The organism is Amycolatopsis sp. NPDC114478 (assembly GCF_055633805.1).
In genome coordinates this window covers 87,556-104,166 of sequence record NZ_JBVKDO010000029.1, presented here as the reverse complement: position 1 = coordinate 104,166, position 16,611 = coordinate 87,556, and the positions used below count along the sequence as shown (strand labels likewise).

Annotated in this window: 16 protein-coding genes and 1 tRNA gene; 8 read left to right on the top strand and 9 right to left on the bottom strand. The window is 70.7% G+C overall.

Annotated elements, in window-relative coordinates; translation table 11 throughout:
* Nucleotides 1-64: 64 nt before the first annotated feature.
* Both ACZ7OH_RS45770 and ACZ7OH_RS45765 read right to left on the bottom strand, forming a co-directional pair.
* Nucleotides 65-1,225: a sensor histidine kinase gene (locus ACZ7OH_RS45770; RefSeq protein ID WP_470286649.1), complete on the bottom strand. Its 1,161-nt coding sequence runs from the start codon at nucleotides 1,223-1,225 to the stop codon at nucleotides 65-67.
* Between the two features lie 159 nt (nucleotides 1,226-1,384).
* Nucleotides 1,385-2,560, bottom strand: coding sequence for an MFS transporter (locus tag ACZ7OH_RS45765; protein ID WP_470286648.1), 1,176 nt, complete (start codon nucleotides 2,558-2,560; stop codon nucleotides 1,385-1,387).
* Nucleotides 2,561-2,611: 51 nt separating this feature from the next.
* Between ACZ7OH_RS45765 and ACZ7OH_RS45760 the strand changes: the two genes are divergently transcribed.
* The 4 genes from ACZ7OH_RS45760 to ACZ7OH_RS45745 all read left to right on the top strand — a co-directional run bounded on the left by ACZ7OH_RS45760 (nucleotide 2,612) and on the right by ACZ7OH_RS45745 (nucleotide 5,980).
* Nucleotides 2,612-3,661, top strand: a complete 1,050-nt coding sequence (locus ACZ7OH_RS45760) for a LacI family DNA-binding transcriptional regulator (RefSeq protein WP_470286647.1) — start codon at nucleotides 2,612-2,614, stop codon at nucleotides 3,659-3,661.
* 173 nt (nucleotides 3,662-3,834) lie between these two features.
* Nucleotides 3,835-4,209: a peptidase inhibitor family I36 protein gene (locus tag ACZ7OH_RS45755; RefSeq protein WP_400904213.1), complete on the top strand. Its 375-nt coding sequence runs from the start codon at nucleotides 3,835-3,837 to the stop codon at nucleotides 4,207-4,209.
* 1,184 nt (nucleotides 4,210-5,393) lie between these two features.
* A tRNA-Arg gene (locus tag ACZ7OH_RS45750) sits at nucleotides 5,394-5,470 on the top strand.
* Between the two features lie 315 nt (nucleotides 5,471-5,785).
* Nucleotides 5,786-5,980 (top strand): hypothetical protein, encoded by a 195-nt coding sequence (locus ACZ7OH_RS45745; protein WP_470286646.1) that lies wholly within the window; start codon nucleotides 5,786-5,788, stop codon nucleotides 5,978-5,980.
* 13 nt (nucleotides 5,981-5,993) lie between these two features.
* Here the strand turns inward: ACZ7OH_RS45745 and ACZ7OH_RS45740 are convergent, their stop codons facing one another.
* Nucleotides 5,994-6,785, bottom strand: a complete 792-nt coding sequence (locus ACZ7OH_RS45740; protein WP_470286645.1) for an alpha/beta fold hydrolase — start codon at nucleotides 6,783-6,785, stop codon at nucleotides 5,994-5,996.
* Nucleotides 6,786-6,965: 180 nt separating this feature from the next.
* Between ACZ7OH_RS45740 and ACZ7OH_RS45735 the strand changes: the two genes are divergently transcribed.
* From ACZ7OH_RS45735 to ACZ7OH_RS45720, 4 genes are all read left to right on the top strand, one after another.
* Nucleotides 6,966-8,339 carry a TrpB-like pyridoxal phosphate-dependent enzyme gene (locus ACZ7OH_RS45735; RefSeq protein ID WP_400904208.1) on the top strand — a complete coding sequence of 458 codons (1,374 nt, stop codon included), beginning with the start codon at nucleotides 6,966-6,968 and terminating at the stop codon, nucleotides 8,337-8,339.
* Nucleotides 8,336-9,568 carry a hypothetical protein gene (locus tag ACZ7OH_RS45730; RefSeq protein WP_470286644.1) on the top strand — a complete coding sequence of 411 codons (1,233 nt, stop codon included), beginning with the start codon at nucleotides 8,336-8,338 and terminating at the stop codon, nucleotides 9,566-9,568. Before ACZ7OH_RS45735 ends, ACZ7OH_RS45730 begins: the two co-directional genes overlap by 4 nt.
* On the top strand, nucleotides 9,565-10,074 hold the full coding sequence (locus tag ACZ7OH_RS45725) for a hypothetical protein (RefSeq protein ID WP_470286643.1): 510 nt from the start codon (nucleotides 9,565-9,567) through the stop codon (nucleotides 10,072-10,074). Before ACZ7OH_RS45730 ends, ACZ7OH_RS45725 begins: the two co-directional genes overlap by 4 nt.
* A 108-nt stretch (nucleotides 10,075-10,182) precedes the next feature.
* A complete protein-coding gene (locus ACZ7OH_RS45720) occupies nucleotides 10,183-11,334 on the top strand; it encodes a DUF4365 domain-containing protein (protein WP_470286642.1) in 1,152 nt (383 codons plus the stop codon).
* A gap of 69 nt (nucleotides 11,335-11,403) precedes the next feature.
* On the opposite strand, the gene ACZ7OH_RS45715 is transcribed toward ACZ7OH_RS45720, so the two are convergent.
* The 6 genes from ACZ7OH_RS45715 to ACZ7OH_RS45690 all read right to left on the bottom strand — a co-directional run bounded on the left by ACZ7OH_RS45715 (nucleotide 11,404) and on the right by ACZ7OH_RS45690 (nucleotide 16,611).
* A complete protein-coding gene (locus ACZ7OH_RS45715; protein WP_470286641.1) occupies nucleotides 11,404-12,651 on the bottom strand; it encodes an ATP-grasp domain-containing protein in 1,248 nt (415 codons plus the stop codon).
* Nucleotides 12,652-12,659: 8 nt separating this feature from the next.
* Complete coding sequence (locus ACZ7OH_RS45710; RefSeq protein WP_470286640.1) at nucleotides 12,660-13,958, bottom strand: MFS transporter; 1,299 nt, start codon at nucleotides 13,956-13,958, stop codon at nucleotides 12,660-12,662.
* A gap of 86 nt (nucleotides 13,959-14,044) precedes the next feature.
* On the bottom strand, nucleotides 14,045-14,761 hold the full coding sequence (locus tag ACZ7OH_RS45705; RefSeq protein ID WP_470286639.1) for a transglutaminase-like domain-containing protein: 717 nt from the start codon (nucleotides 14,759-14,761) through the stop codon (nucleotides 14,045-14,047).
* A gap of 28 nt (nucleotides 14,762-14,789) precedes the next feature.
* Nucleotides 14,790-15,935, bottom strand: a complete 1,146-nt coding sequence (locus tag ACZ7OH_RS45700) for an acyl-CoA dehydrogenase family protein (RefSeq protein ID WP_470286638.1) — start codon at nucleotides 15,933-15,935, stop codon at nucleotides 14,790-14,792.
* Nucleotides 15,936-15,950: 15 nt separating this feature from the next.
* Nucleotides 15,951-16,322 carry an ectoine synthase gene (locus tag ACZ7OH_RS45695; protein WP_086671488.1) on the bottom strand — a complete coding sequence of 124 codons (372 nt, stop codon included), beginning with the start codon at nucleotides 16,320-16,322 and terminating at the stop codon, nucleotides 15,951-15,953.
* 4 nt (nucleotides 16,323-16,326) lie between these two features.
* The gene (locus tag ACZ7OH_RS45690; protein WP_400904195.1) at nucleotides 16,327-16,611 is read right to left on the bottom strand and encodes an acyl carrier protein; all 285 of its coding nucleotides are present in this window, start codon (nucleotides 16,609-16,611) and stop codon (nucleotides 16,327-16,329) included.

Here is a 16,611-nt window from a genome sequence, read left to right as displayed (position 1 = left end):
AGACAGCTCCACTTCACATCCGGAGGCCTTCACCTGTCTGCGCGACAGGCCGCCACCGGTCACCTCAACTCGGGACAACGTCCCTGGACATCACATCTAGCGGCGCGGTCAGCACGACGCGGGTGCCCTGCCCGGGCGCCGAGTCGATCCGCGCGGTGCCCCCGATTTCGGCCAGCCGGGCGTGGATCGAGTTCTCGATGCCGAAGCCGCCGCGGCGCGCGCCGACGTCGAAACCCGTTCCGTGGTCGCGCACGGAGACCGTCACCACGCCGTCGCGCTCTTCGAGACACATGACGGCTTTCGACGTTTTCGCGTGCTTCAACGTGTTTCGCAGCGCTTCGCGCGCGGCGTCGTGCAAGGAGTTGACGACGCTCTCGGGGACGTCGGACGGCTTCGCGAGCGGGACGAGGTCGACGCGCAGCCCCTCCGCCGTCATCTCGACCGCGAGCGCGCCGAGGCGGTGTTCGAGGCCGCCGGGCTCGGCGGGCGCGTCGCCGTCGAGGCTCAGCCGCAGGCGCAGCGCGTGCGCGCGGGCGATGCTGCGGACCTGGTCGAGGCTGCCGACCGGGTCGAGGGCGTCGCGGGGCGCCGGCAGCGCGAGGGACTCCATCACCTGCAGGACGGTGTCGTGGACGTCGCGCCGGTGCCGCTCGCGTTCGGCGGCCCGGCCGCGCTGTTCGCCCAGCCGGTGCGCGAACCGCATCGAGCCGGCGACCAGCATGACGATCGCCAGCGCCGTCGCGGCGGCCGCGACCAGGGCGAGCACGATCCACGTCGCGGGCGCCGACGTCCCGGACACGCCGGCCATGCCGTAGCGCAGGAGCACGGCGCCGGTGATCGCGACGGCTCCCGCCGGCGCGCCGCGCAGCAGCGTCCAGACCATGACCGTGCCCATGATGTTCGGCCAGGTCAGCGGGAGCAGAGCCGGGGCGAACACCGCCGCGGCGAAGCTCGTGACGAGCGTGTACGCGGTGTCGGCGACGAGCACGGGCCGGATGCCCGTGCTGCGGTGGAAGACCCAGGCCACCTCGGCCAGGTTCGGCACGAGGTAGAGCGCGATGGCGAGGCCGAGCACCGGAGCGCCCAGCGGGTCACCGGCCCAGATCGCTTGCAGGAACAACGCGAGCCGGAACGCGACCGGCACGAGCACGAGCCTCGGCACCGCCCCCTGCACGAGCGGGAGCCCGGCTCCGCCGGCTAGCGCCCCCGCGCCGCCGAGCAGCACAACCCTCACGACGTCCTCCCCGGGTCAAGGCCCCTACCCTGACCAGCCCACCTGAACTCGTAACGTCGGTCCATTCATTTCAGCTTACGACGCGCTCAGCTTGCCCCGCACGGTTCCGCACTGTCAACGGGGCCGCGGCGTAGGGATCCCGGCCCCGCGTCACGATTCGACGGTCAGCGCGGCTTCCTCCCGCTTCCGCGCGCGCCGGGCGCCGACGGCGGCGGGCAGGATCAGCGCGGCGACCAGCGCGACGAACCCGAACGCCACGCCGTAGTCCGTCACCTGCGCGATGCCGCCGACGATCGGCGGGCCGGCGAGGAACCCGGTGTAGGCGATGGCCGTGACGAACCCGATCTCGCGCTCGCCGCCGGTGCCGTCGCCGCGCTTCCCGGCGTCGCCGGCCAGGCTGAGGGCCATCGGGAACGAGGCCGCGAGACCCGCGCCGGCCAGCGCGAACCCGGCGTAACCGACCGCGGCGACCGGGATCGCGGCCGCGGCGAGCAGCCCGGCGGCGGCGAGCACCGACCCCGCGGCCAGGCAGCGCGTGGGGCCGAAGCGGCGTTGCGCGTACGTCCCGGCGAGCCGGGTCAGGGCCATGACCAGCTGGAAGCCGGCGAACGCGAGCGCCGCGGCACCCTGGCCGACGCCGCGTTCGACCGTCATCAGCAGCGCGGACCAGTCCGACGACGCGCCTTCGGCGATCGCCGAGCACAACGCGACCGCGGCGAGCAGCCACAGCACCGGACGGCGGATCGGCGCCCGGCCCGGCGTGACTCCTTCGCTGTGCTCGGGCCGGCTGCCGGGGACCGCGCGGAGGATGGGCAGCAGCACCGCGACGGCGACGACGGCGGCCACGGTCAGGTGCCGCCCCGGCGACCAGTCGTGGCCGGCGGCGAGGCCCGCGGCCAGCGAACCGGCGAGCGCGCCGAAGCTGAACCCCGCGTGGAACTCCGGCATGATCGCGCGGCGGAGCCGGCGTTCGACAGCGACCGCGGCGACGTTCATCGCGACGTCGAGCATCCCGACGCTCGCGCCGATCAGGAGCAGCGCGCCGGCCAGCAGCGGCACGGTGGGCGCGAACCCGACCAGCACCATCGAGCCGGCCGCGCTGACGGTGCTCCCGGCGACCACCATGCGAGCGCCCGCGCGTTCGATGATCCGGCCGGACACCGACGCGGCGGCGAGCATCCCGACGCTGGCGCCGAGCAGCGCCAGGCCGAAGACGCCGGGTGAGGCGTGCACCTGCGTCGCGAGCGCGGGCGTGCGCGACGCCCAGGAACCGAGCGCGAGGCCGTTGAGCGCGAAGACGACGAACACCGCGATCCGATCCCGCATGGCTTCAGCGTGACTGAAGCGCTTCAGAAAGTCCATGGCTACACTGCGCGGATGACCCGGCGCCGCCGTCCCACGCTCGACGACGTCGCATCGGCCGTGGGTGTCTCGCGGGCCACGGTCTCCAACGCGTACAACCGGCCTGACCAGCTGTCTTCCCAGCTGCGTGAGCAGGTTCTGCAGGCGGCCGCTTCGCTGGGTTACGCCGGCCCGGACCCGACCGCGCGCAGCCTCGCCACCAGCCGGACGGGGGCCGTCGCGGTGCTGCTGGACACGTCGTTGTCGGCGGCGTTCTCCGACCCCGCGCTGTCTTTGACCTTGGACGCGCTGGCGCGGGTGGTCGACCCGCACGCTTTGCTGCTCCTGCCGGGCGGTGCTTCCGGTGGGCCGCCGGCCGAGCGGGTGCTGACCGCGCAGGCCGACATCGCGGTGGTGTATTCGCTGGCCGACGGCGCTCCGGCACTGGATTCGGTGCGGGCGCGGGGGTTGCCGCTGGTGGTGATCGACCAGCCGCTGCTGCCCGGCGCGGCGCGGATCGGGTGCGCGGACCGGGAGGGGGCGGCGCTGGCGGCGCGGCACCTCGTTTCGCTGGGTCACCGGCGGTTCGGGATCTTCGCCGCTTGCAGCCGGGTCACGCCCGGCGGCGGCGGTCTGTCGGTCGAGGCCGCGGCTGCCGCTTCGTTCCGCGACACGCGCGAGCGGCTGGCCGGGTACCTGGACGAGCTGGATCCGGCGTCGGTCGTCGTGGAGGAAGCGGCCGGGCTCAGCGTGGAGAGTGCGTTGCCGGGGGCGTTCGCGCTGCTGCGGGCGACGCCGCGGCCGACCGCGGTGCTGTGCATGTCCGACCAGCTCGCACTGGCGGTCCTCGCCGCGGCGGGGCAGCTGGGGATCCGCGTGCCGGAGGAGCTTTCGGTGGCCGGGTTCGACGACAGTCCGCCGGCGTCGTGGTCGTCGCCGCCGTTGACCACGGTCCGGCAGGACCTGGCGGCCAAGGGCCGGATCGCCGGGGAGCTGGTGCTGCGGCTGCTGGCCGGCGGCTCGGTGCCGGCGCCGTCCGAAGTGCCGGTTTCCCTGGTGGTGCGGGGCAGCACGGGCCCCGCCTAGCACCGCGTTCTTCCGCCCGCAAGACCGTTCGCGGATCTGTGGACAACCGGTCCCCGCCCGCCGACCTGTCCACAGATCCGAAATCGCGGGCTGACAAATCTTCCGCCGCCCGCCAACCTGGAATCACCAGTTCACCGCGGCCCGGAAGCCGCGAATCCAGAGGGGAATCCACGATGTCTTCACGCCGTTTCCGCGCCCGGCTGCCGCACCTGCTGATCCTGGCCGCGCTGGGTCTGCTGACCAGCGTCGGAACCGCTCAGGCCGCGTCCGAACCCGGGTGCCAGAAGGGCGAGTTCTGCCTGTGGTCGGCGAACGACTACGGCGGCGAGATCTCGCGATTCGACTTGCGCACGACGAATCCCGGGGAATGCATTCCGCTGCCCGAGGGATTCGTGGGGTCGTCGTTCGCGAATCTGCTGACGCGGGACGTCACGGTGTACCAGAGCGAGGAATGCTCGACCGAGGGCGATTTCGTCACCTACCCGGGCGGCGGCACGTACGTCCCGGACGCGCCGTTCCTGGTCCGCGGGATCCAACTCTGGGAGTGACCCCCTGACCGGGGTGGGCCAGGTAGCCCCGTGACCCGGGCCCACTCGACCGCAGCCCACTGACCGGGGGCCCACGTCGCCGCCGCGCCCCGGGCCTAGTCGACCGCAGCCCACCAACCCCGGGCCCACGTGGCCACCGCGACCCGAGCCCACTCGACCACAGCCCACCGACCCGGGCCCACGTCGGCGCAGCCCGCCGACCCAGGCCACACCACATGTCCCACCACCGACCCGGGCCCGCACCGCCGTCCGCTCCAGGGCAGGAGCCGGCTCGCGGCGGCGGCCGGACCCGACCGGGGCCGCTCCCCGACAGCGGCCCCACCCCGTGGGCGCGCCCCAGCGGCGGGGCGCGCCCACGGGCTTCCCACGGAGGGCTCGACACCCCCCATCCGGGCGGCTCAGAGGCTTCCTCGGCTCCGAAGTGCGCGGGAACTCGCGGCTGGTCCTAGCGCGGCCCTGAGTCACCCAACCGGCTTCCTGAGCCTGTCCGGCGGGCGCGTGATCCATAGCGGCGCCCGCCGGACAACCACCCAGGCCCCGCCCCAAGAGGCCGTCTCAGTCTCACCCCAACCACCGCGCCGTCCACCGGGGCAGCCAGGCGTCCCAGCCAACTCACCCCTCGCGGCCGGCCACCCACAACCGGCCCTCCAGGCCCGCACGGCAGCCACGCGCAACCGTCAAACCCTGCGCCGGGGCAGCCACCAACGGCGCCCCACCTCGACGAACCCCACGCGTAGCCCGGCAAGGCCGCCGAACCCACGCGAACCACCCGTCGAGCAAAGCGCGGCCCACCCACAACCACCGCGGATAGATCAACGAGTCCAGAGAAGGCATTCATGCAGGTGAGGGAACCAGCGCACCGCCCGCCGCGGCGGGCAAGCAGCGGCGTGCGGACGCTCGCGGCGCTGCCTGCCCGGCCGCAGGGACGTGCGGGCGAGCGTGGTCGGGCTGGACACAGCAAGAGCCTTCTGATCGCCAGATTACAGGTTCGAGGCTCGTCCGGAAGCCCGTCCGGTCACCCTCAGCACCGCACCCGACACTCAAGGAGGTCTACACCACGCTTCCACCGAACTTCCGAATTCCGTCGAACGAGACCTGAAACGATTCGCCGGTGTCGAACGATCGAGAGGATGGCGACGACTAAGCTGCCATTGCCGGGTTGCCGGCAGCAGCCGTCGGCGCAGGCCCTCGTAGCTCAGCTGGATAGAGCAAGAGCCTTCTAATCTCTAGGTCGCAGGTTCGAGTCCTGCCGGGGGCGCCACCAGGGAAGACGTCGTGCGCGGCTGCGCACGACGCCCCCTGGCCATCGTGACCGGCCCACCTCGGGCCCTCCTCCCGCGCCGTCGGCCTGTCCCCACTTTGGACAGTCATCCCGTGCAGGCGGACTCCGGAAGTCGCATCGTGCGAGCGGCCAGGTGGCCCAGCGGTTCTGACCGAGCCCATCCCGAGACAACCTTGTTACCTGAGGCTTTCCGCACGCGATCGGTCACGCCCAGCGATCACGGCCGCCGTGCTTCCAAGACATCACCCGATCGAGCGAACTTCTAGCCCACCTATGAAGGAGGCGAACCACACCGTGGACCACCAAGTAGGACGACACCGGAGGCGGCGCGCCAACCGCGTCACCCGAAACACCCTCGACGAAGCCCGGCGCGCGGGGCTCGTCCGGCGGCACCTGACGAAGCTGCGGTACCTGGCCGAACGCGCCGCGCGCGCACCCGCGCCGGAGCCGGCCCCCGACGGGCCGGCCTCCACATCGGACGCCGCGTGAGGAGCCGAGCCGGTCAACCCAGGTAGAACTCGCGGAGCGCGGCGGTCAGGACGTCCGGCGCGACCGCGTGCTCCTGGTCGGGCAAGGTGCGGCGCCGCGCGTGCGGCAGGGCGTCGGCCAGCGCTTGGGCGGCGTTGCCGAACGACGCCGGACTCGCGCCGCCGTCGAGGACCAGGACCGGCTGGGTCAGGCCCGCCCAGCGTCCCTGCGGCAGGGAGCCGTCGCCCAGGAGGATGCTGTCGTAGACCAGCGTCGGCGCGACGCCCAGGAATCCCGGCCACAGCGGCGATGCCTTCATCTCGGCGATCCGCTCCGGCGGGGCGCCGAAGGACTCCGCCAGGTAGAGCTCGACCGCGTCGGCGCGGCGGTCGTCCTCGATCAGGGCCGTCAGCTTCGGCAGGAACGCCGGGGACGGGCGGGGGCGGGTGTCGTCGGTGATGAACGGCGGCTCGTACGTCGCCAGCTTCGTCACGCCGCTGCCGGGGCGGACGGCGGCGTCGAGGGCGAGCACCGTGCCGGCGGACATGCCGAACACGTGGGCCGAACCACCGGCGTCGGCGATCAGGGCGGCCAGGTCCTCCAGCTCACGCTCGACCGCGTACGGCGGGGTGTCCGTGCTGCCGCCGCGGCCGCGGCGGTCGTAGTGGTACACCGTGAAGTCCCGGCCGAGCAGGTCGGCCAGCTCCTGCGTGCGCGGGTCGAACGCGCGGTATTGGAACGTGCCGCCGACCAGGACCAGCGGCGGGCCGGAGCCGACCTTGTCGAACTCGATGACGGTGCCGTCGGCCGACGTTACGTGTCCCACGGGAACTCCCCTCGCGTTTTCGTGGCTGCGAAACGAAATTAGCGCACCTCGGCCGCCGATGGCCCAGAGCGCGCACTCCGGGAGATGTGCGCGGGCGGCCGGGGACGGCAGCATCGGGGCGTGCCGGCGGGCACCGCCGTGCGTCGGATCCGGTACTGCACAACGACGAGAGGCTCCGCGATGGAGAGAAGCAAGTTCCAGCTCGACGAGTCCCAGATTCCGAGCACCTGGTACAACATTGCCGCCGACCTGCCCGGCGCCCCGCTGGCGCCCGCGCTCAACCCGGCGACCGGGGTTCCGCTGACTCGCGACGAAATGGGCGCGACGATGCCGGAGCCCATCATCGACCAGGAGCTGAGCACCGAGCGGGACATCGAGATCCCGGAACCGGTGCGCCAGCTCTACGCCCAGTGGCGCCCCAGCCCGCTCTACCGCGCGCGCCGGCTCGAGCAGGCCCTCGGCACGCCCGCCAAGATCTACTACAAGTACGAGGGTGTCGCGCCGTCCGGGAGCCACAAGCCGAACACCGGGATCCCGCAGGCGTACTACAACAAGCAGGCGGGCAAGACCGGCCTGATCACCGAGACCGGCGCCGGGCAGTGGGGCAGCGCGACGGCGCTGTCGGCCGCGCTCTTCGGGCTCACCGCCAAGGTGTTCATGGTCAAGGTCAGCTTCCAGCAGAAGCCCTACCGCCGGGCGCTGATGGAGTCCTACGGCGCGACGTGCGTCCCCAGCCCGAGCCCGGAAACCGCGGTGGGCCGGGAGATCCTGGCCAAGTACCCCGACTCCCCCGGCAGCCTCGGCATCGCCACCTCGGAGGCGCTGGAGACGGCGGCCACCGACCCGTCGCTGGGTTACGTGCTCGGCAGCGCCGCGAACCACGTGCTGCTGCACCAGACCGTCATCGGGCAGGAAGCCCTGCTGCAGATGGAGCTGGCCGGGGACTACCCGGACGTCATCGTCGGCTGCTCCGGCGGCGGCAGCAACCTCGCCGGCCTGACGTTCCCGTTCATCGGCGCGCAGCTGCGCGGCGGGCCCGCGGTGCGGGTGCTGGCCGTCGAGCCGGCCGCCTGCCCCACGCTGACCCGCGGCACCATCGCCTACGACTACGCGGACACCGGCCGGCTCGGGCCGCTGTTCCGGATGCACACCCTCGGCCACGAGTTCATGCCGCCGCCCGTGCACGCCGGCGGCCTGCGCGCGCACGGCATCGGCCCGCTCGTCAGCCGCGCGGTCGAGGACAAGCTCATCGAGCCGATCGCGGTCGGGCAGACCGGGTGCTTCGAAGCGGGCGTGCAGTTCGCCCGCACCGAAGGGATCCTGCCGGCGCCGGAGTCGACGCACGCCATCCGCGGCGCGATCGACGAAGCCCTGAAGTGCCGCGCCGAAGGCGTCAGCCGGACCATCCTCTTCGGACTGTCCGGGCACGGTCACTTCGACCTCGTCGCCTACGACAAGTACTTCGCGGGCACGCTGGAAGACGACGTCGTCAACGAAGAGCAGCTCGACCTCGCGGCGGCGTCGATCCCGCAGCTGGGCGGAGCCACGTCGTGAGGGTGGCGGTCGTCGACGCGGACGGCATCGCGGCGCACCTGCCCGCGGCGCTGGCCGCCCACGGGCTGGAGACGGTGCGCGTCCGGTCCGAGGCACCGGACGTGCACCTGCGCGGGTCTGCGGAGGCCGACGTCCGGCACCTGGGCGACGTCGGCGAGACCGCGGATGCGTTGCGGCGCCTCGACGTCGGGTTCGTGCTGGCCGGGACCGAGTCGGGGGTGCTGCTGGCCGACGAGCTGTCGGCGGCGCTCGGCACCCCGGGCAACGGGATGAGCCGGCCGCGGGCGCGGCGCGACAAGTACGAGATGGTGGCGGCGGTCCGGGAAGCAGGCGTCACGACGGCCGCGTCGTTCTCGTCGCCGTCCGCTGACGAGGTCGTCGCCTGGGCGGAAGCGCTGGGCAGCTGGCCGGTCGTGCTGAAGCCGCTGGCGAGCGCGGGCACCGACAACGTCCGGATCTGCGGTTCGGTCGACGAGGTGCGCACCGGGCACGCGGCGATCCTGGCGGGCACCACGCGGTACGGTTCGCGCAACGAAACCGTGCTGGCGCAGGAATACCTGCACGGGGACGAGTACTTCGTCAACACCGTCAGCCGGGACGGCGTACACCATGTGGTCGAGGTGTGGCGCTACCACAAGCGGGCCCTCGACGGCGGCCACTGGATGTACGACTACGAGCAGCCGGTGCCGCTGGAGGAGCCGCGCGTGGCGGACCTGGTCGGCTACACGCTGGACGTCCTGGACGCGCTGGAAATCCGCAACGGCGCCGGGCACACCGAGGTGATGCTCACCCCGACCGGGCCGGTGCTGGTCGAGTCCGGCGCGCGGATGGGCGGCTCGCACCAGCCCGCGGTGATCTCGCGGTGCATCGGCACCAACCAGGTGGAGTGCCTGGCGCTGGCGGTGGCCCGTCCGGAAGAGGTGACCGAACGGCGGCTGCCGACGTACCGGCCGCGGTCGTTCCTGCGGTACGTGACGCTGATCAGCCCGGGCGACGGCGTGGTGCCGGACGAGGCCGGGTTCGCGGCGGTGCGCGCGCTGCCGTCGTTCGTCGACCTGGTGCTGACCACGCCGCCGGGCGGCCCCGTACGGCGGACGGTCGACCTGGCGACCTCGGTGGGTTACGTCTACCTCGAGGCGGACGACCCGGAGCAGGTCGAGTCGGACTACAAGCAGCTGCGCGAGTACGAACTGAACGGGCTCTACACAGGTGAGGCGGTACCCAAGTGACCAAAGCGATCACGGAACTGAGCGAGCTGGCGGACATCCCGGAGGAGTGGGTGCACGTCGCGAAGCGGATCTACCCGGGCGAAGACCTGCGGCTGCCGGGCGCGTACCTGAAGTGGTACGACGTCCGCGAAGAGGGCGAAGAGGCCGCGCCGGCGATCAGCGAGCAGGCCCGCCAGTACCTGCGCGACCAGGCGGAGTCGGGCGAGCTGGAGTTCGAGAACGAGCTCGGCTACGCGCAGCTCCACCACGACGGCGGCTACTACTTGATCGTGGGCCTGTGGCGCAAGGACGAGCTGTGGACGGCAATCTTCTTCCTGGACGGCGACGAGTTCAAGCGCTACCCGGCCAAGCCGGGAGCATTCCGCGCCACGCAGAACGTGGTCGAACTGGACACGACGGCCCACGAGCGCCGGGCGTGGGCCCGCTTCCTGCGCACGGACCGAGGCGAGGCGGCGAAGCGCGCGTACATCGAGGACTACTGCACGGGTGTCGTCGGAGTGCCGTGACCCGCGCGCGTGAGAACGGGCCCGCTCCCCGGTTGGGGGCGGGCCTGTTTCACATTGGGAAGACTCCGTGCGGCTTCCACCTTTCGGTGGCGTGAGACCATTACGGTCATGACCGTCAACAAGAATCGATCTGTCGAGCGCGGGGCAGTGAACTCGTTTCGAGCACTCATGGAGCGCCACGACTTCATAGTGCAGGAGATCGACGGCGGAAACGACCACGGCGAAGACGTTTATGTGAGCTTCACGGAGAACGGCGAGCGTACCGGAGACACCATCGCCGTTCAGATCAAGGGAGGGGCATCTTACCGGACCGCGAGCGGGTTCAGGGTGGCCATCAAAGATCACCTCGACTACTGGTCCAACAGCAACACGCCGGTCTTCTGCGTGGTTCAAGACCCGAACTCGATGGAGTTGTTCTGGGCGAACGCGAGCGCACAGATCCGCCGGGCTAAGAAAGCCGACGAACCCATAAAGTCGATCAAGGTCAACCCCGCGAACAAGCTGGACGATGCCACGATCGACACCTTCGCGCTCAAGGCGAGGCTGTACATCTCCGAAACCGGGGACTTCCACAGGTTTCTCACCAGGCTGTCGGGCGTCACCTTCGACGCGACGGACTACCTCGCGTACTTCGAGAACACCTACGGCGAGCAGATGATATTCAGACAGGAGAGAGGAAAGCCCACCGCGTCGCTCCTCCACTCCGATCTGGACTGGAACCACTACCACGTCACGGCAGACGACATCGCGTTCACCAAGCCGGCCATCGCGTTTCGCCGAGCCGCACACGAGCTCGTCTCCAGCGGATCCGAGAACCCGCATCCGACACTCAGGAATGTCATCCTGAACAAGCCGGAGCGTATGTGGGTGGAAGCCTGCTTCGAAGCGAGCCAGTGGGTCAGGGAGAGTGGCCAGGAACGGCAGCAGCAGGATTTCGTCTCGTCGCAACGCGTTGCCCCGATCCTATACTCGCCATGGGAGGAGCTCAGCGTCGCCAAGCACCCCTGGCGTCGAGACCCTCGAGTCAACGACCTCATGGAAAGGTTCATCCGACTCGGATACACCTATTGGGACATCTTTGCTACAGGCAACGGGCTTTCCCGAACCAGCTCCCGAGAAAGGGAAGCCGCCGCATGGTCAGAGTTGAAGAGCGTCGTGCATCAGCTGAGAACCTTGAAGGTGCCTGGTTATTACCTCATGGGAAACCGAGGCCGGCTGACTCGATCCGAGCTCCGTCAGCTTCTCGAGCAAGCTCGTTGAACCCGCCCCGGGCATGCGAAAGCCCCGGTGCGCCGACCGGCACCGGGGCCCTCGCTCGCCGCTAAACCCTTACTCTTCCGCCGGCCTCGTGCGGACCTTGATGTCCGCCACCTTTGCCTGGCTGAACTCGATCGCCGCCGTTGTGTCGGCCGCGGTCACCGCTACGTGGCCCAATCCGTCCCACGATCCGTCCAACGAGCGCACCACATCCCCCGGCGCTGCTCCGCCCAGGTCGATCGCCAGCGTCGCCGGGTCCGCCGATACCCCGTCCACTCCCGCGATCTCCACTATCTCGCCCGGCTCCGCCACCGCCAGCCAGCTTGCCGCCGCACCTGACGCGGGTGGGGCGGCCACGATCGGGGATACCAAGCCGTGGGGCCACTTCATCGTCAGCTCGTGCATGTCGACTCCGTGGACCGCGAACACCATCTCGTTGATCAGCGCTCCGCCGATGCGGTTCTGGGACTCGATCACCACCGGGCCGCGCGGGCTGAACTTGAACTCCGTGTGGCTCGGGCCGTCCGGGTAGCCGAGCACGTCGAGGAACGCCGGGATCATCCGCTCGACCGCCGCCACCTCCGTGGGCGACAGCCGGGCCGGGACTGCGTGGCCCGCGTGGACCACCGTCCCGGGCAGCGTCACCGCCTCCGTGATCGCCAGGACCGTGTGCGTCCCTCCGAACGAGAACGCTTCCGCGCTGTACAGCGTCCCGTCGATGTACTCCTCCAGCACGTACTCGTCGAGGTCGTACTGGCCCAGGAACGGGTGATCCGACACGTCCCGCTCCCGCTCGATGGCCGAGAACACCGCGTCGACCTGGTCCGCGCTGTCCACGCGGTGGACGCCGAAGCTCGCCGTGCCCGCTCCCGGCTTCACGATGAACGGGTAGCCGTAACGCTCGCCGAACGCCGTCAAGCTTTCGTGGCCCTCGAGCACCGCCGCGCCGATCGCCGGGACGTCCGGGTGGGCCGCCTCCGCGAGACGGCGGCGCATCACCGCCTTGTCCGTGAACCGGTGGCTCACCTCGTACGACGGGCCGCCGAGACCCAGCAGGTCACGGACTCTCCCCGCCGGGTCGAGGCCCGGCTCCGTCAGCGACACCACCGTCGTGAAGCCCCATGCCCGGTGCGCCGCCTCGACGAGCGGGGCGAACGTCGCCCAGTCCGTGTAGTCCGCGAGGATCGCGCCCACCACCAGGGGGCCGTACTCCGGCTTGAACTCGTCCGGGTTCTGGACGTACACCACCTCGCAGCCGGCCGCCTTCGCCGCGTGGAAGTGCTTCGGGTTGCCGCCGATGAGCAGGATGCGTGGCGCCATTTCGCTGGTCACTCCTGGGAAACTCGGACGGGTTCGGGCTCGGGCTCGACGTGCGGTGCGGGTACCGGCTTCTCCGCGCGGACCGACGGCAGGCACAGGCACAACGCGCCGCCGAGCACGCACGCGATACCCGACAGCGCGACCACCTGGGACCCGCTGAAGTGCTCCAGCAGCACGCCGCCGAGGGCCGCGCCCGTCGGGGACGACGCGACGATCACCGAGCGGCGGGCGCCGAACACCGCGCCGTACTGCTCGGACGTCACCGCGTTCTGGATGACGCTGATCTCGGTCGACGCGTACGGCGCCCAGACGAACCCGCCGACGAACATGATCACCAGCGCCAGCGGCAACGCGTGCACGAACACCAGGGGCAGCAGGATGAGACCCCACACCGTCGCGCCCACCGCGTTGACCACCGCCGGGCGGAACCGCGCCAGGCGCGGCACCATCACCAGGCCGAGCAGCGCGCCCACGCCCATCGCCGACCACATCGCGCCGTAGCCCGCGCCGCCGGCGCCGAGGTTCTGCTCGGAGAACACCGGGATCGCGGTCAGCAGCGGGCCGTAGGACAGGAAGTAGATGACCGTCAGGATCATCATCGCGCGGACCACCGGCACGGTGATCAGCGGACCGAACCCCGCGACGAAGCTGTTCTTCTTCGGAGCCGGCGACGGCGACGCCGGCACCGCCAGCGCCGGGTTCACCCGCACGCCGAGCACCAGCGCCGTCGCGACCAGGCACATGAGCGCCGGGATGAACAGTGCCCAGATGCCGATGAAGCCCGCCAGCGAACCGCCGAGGACCGGGCCGACCAGGTACGGGAACTGGTCCCCGATGGTCAGCACGCCGTTGGCCACCTGCAGCTCGCGGCGCGGGATGAGCAGCGGCGTGATGACGCGGGTGCCGACCTTCGCCAGCGGGTTCGTGACGCCCATGACCAGGCACAGGCCCAGCACCACCGGCACGCTGAACGTGCCGACCACCGACAGCAGCGCGATGCCGCCGATCGCGATGCCGCGGACGGCGAACCCGATCGCGGTGAGCTTCACCGGCGACCAGCGGTCGAACCACGCGCCGAGCAGGGGCCCCGACACGATCTCCGGGAAGCGGCGGAAGAGCACCGCGAGCCCGGCGAGCGCCGGGGAACCGGTCTCCACCAGCACGATCCAGATCAGGGCGACGGAGGCGAACTCGTCGGCGGTCTCCGAGAGGAGGCTGCTCACCGTGAGCTTGCCCAGCCCCGGGAACCGGCCCAGCACCGACCGCTGCCACCGGCTCCGGACGAAGCCGGGCGCCAGATCCACCATCACCGCTCCTTTCCAGGACTCCCCCCAGGAGCTGCGGTCCACCGTCCTCCCGCGCGACGGCGGACCGCATCTCCCGCTGTGCTCGGTTACGCGGCCTTCAGCCCGGACTCGCCGGTCTCGTCGGTCTCGTCGGCCGCCTCGGCGACGAGCGAGCCGCCCGCCGTCTCGTAGCGGCTGGCGAACAGGGCCGGGTGGGCCGAGCGGATGCCCTCGACGACGAGCTCGTACGGGAAGTCGTCGAAGTCGCCGTAGTCGTGGAGGAACTCCATGTACCGGCGGCCCTTGCTGTCGTACGGGTGCGACATGCTGTCGGCCGAACCGTCGAACTCCAGCGGCGTGATGCCGTAGAGCCGGCACAGCAACTTGTTGAACACCGGCGTCGCGCGGACCCACTTGCCGTCCAGGTACACGGAGTTGAGCGCGTGGAACCGGAACACGTCCCCGCCGACCAGCTCGCGCAGCCGCGGCGACGCGAGGTGGTTGCGGACGTCGGTGAGCGCGATCCGGCTCGGCACGCCCGCCGCGCGGCACACCGCGGCGTACACGATGGACTTGTGGACGCAGAACCCGCGGCCGCGCTCGATGATCGCGCTGGCCTTGAGGCCGTCGCGGCTCAGCGCCGCGCCGTAGACCTCGTAGTGCAGCTTGTCGCGGACCGCGTAGTACAGCGAAACCGCCTTGTCGGTGAGGGTCTGCTCGCTTCCGTCGAGCGCCTGCCCGACGAAGTCCCGGACGACCGGGTGGTCGTAGTCCAGGAACGGGGTGACCCCGAGCAGGTCTTGCGGAGGCGTCTCGGCCGCCATGTCGTCCTTCTTCCGGTTCCGGCGCCTGTCAGCGCACTCCGAGCATTCTGGCGACCTTGTCCCGCTGGACCTCCGACGTGCCGGAGTAGATCGTGCCGCCGGTGGCGTCGCGCAGTTCCTTCTCGATGCCGAACTCGCTGAGGTAGCCCCGGCCGCCGAAGATCTGCACGGCGTTGGTGGCCGACCGGACGTTGGCCTCGCTCGCGAGCACCTTCGCCATGGCCACGTCCACCATCACGTCCTCGCCGGCCTCGAACCGCTTCGCGGTGTCGTAGAACCAGTTGCGGGTGGTCTCCAGGTCCATCTTCATCTGCACGATCTTTTCCGCGATCAGCTGGCAGGACGCGATCGGCGCCCCGAACTGCTTGCGGGTCTTCGCGTATTCGACGCTCTGCTCGAGACGGTGCTCCATCGCGCCCAGGCTGATCGCGAAGGACAGCAGCACCTCCCACTTCATGACGTAGTCGAGCAGCAGGAAGCCCTTGCCCCGGCGGCCGACCATGTTCGCCGCGGGCACCACGCAGTCGGTGAACGTCAGGTTCCCCAGCGGCGACGTGCGCAGGCCCATCTTGTCGATCGGGGGCCCGGCTTCGAAGCCGGGCGTGCCCTTCTCGACGGCGAACACGCTGATGCCGAGCGGGCCGGTGCCCGGCGACGTCCGGGCGTAGACCAGGACGACGTCGGCGACCGGGCCGTTGGTGATGAAGAACTTCCGGCCGTTGAGGACGTAGTGGTCGTCGTCCCGACGCTCGGCCGTGGTCTGCATGGCGGCCGCGTCGGACCCGCCGTGCGGCTCGGTGATCGCGTGGGCGCAGATCACCGAGCCGTCGATGACCTTCGGCAGCAGCCGGTGCTTCAGCTCCTTCGAGCCGAACCGGTGGACCGGCACGCCGGTGCTGACCAGCTGCGTCGAGATAGAAAACCCGAGCCCCCCGTCGCGGCAGTGGCGGCCGAGGCCCTCCAGCACGTGCATGGTCGTCGGCAGGTCGTGCCCGCCGCCGCCGTACTCGGTGCCGAACGGCAGGCCGAACAGGCCCGTCGCGCCGATCTCCGGCCACAGCTCGCCGGCGAACTCGGCTTCGCGGTCGCGCCGGAGGTGGTCGGCGCCCCAGGCCCGGAAGGCCTCGGTGTAGCCGTCCCGCAGCTCCTGCTGCTTGTCGGTCCACTGCTGCATCGGGGGAGCTCCGGCTCAGTAGTTGGAGAATTCGTCGTCGAGGTTGTGCGACTCGTCGCCGATGAGGGCGGGCGTGAACATGCAGACCAGCACCATGTCCTCGTGCGGCGAGGCGATCAGGTGGTGCGGGTCGTGCTTGTCGAGGGCGTAGATCGTGCCGACCTCGATGACGTGCTCGTCACCCGCGGAGTCGATGACCTTGCCGCTGCCGGCGATGCAGTAGCACGCCTCGAGGTGGTTCTTGTACTCCAGCGCGGAGTCGGTGCCGGCGCGGACGATCGTGTGGGTCACGGTGTAGCCCATGCCGTCCCGCAGCGTCAGGAAGCGGTGGCTCAGGCCGTTGCCCCACTCGACGCCTTCGACTTCCGAAAGTTTGCGGATGATCACTGTGTCAGGCCGCCTTTCCCAGGTAGTCCACATCGGACGAGCCCGCCGCCGAGTGCAGCTCGACGAACCGGGAGATCGAGGTGATGGAGGTGAAGTCCTGCTCGACGATCTCGACCTCCTCCATCGGGATCTCGAACGTGGCCTCGAGCCAGGTGACCACGCGCAGCAGGCCGAGGCTGTCGATGACGCCGTTGGCGCGCAGGTCGTAGTCGGCCTCGAGCTCCTCCGGGCCGACGCCCGGCAGGAACTCGTCGAGGACGTACTGCTTGATCTGCTCGGAATAACCCAT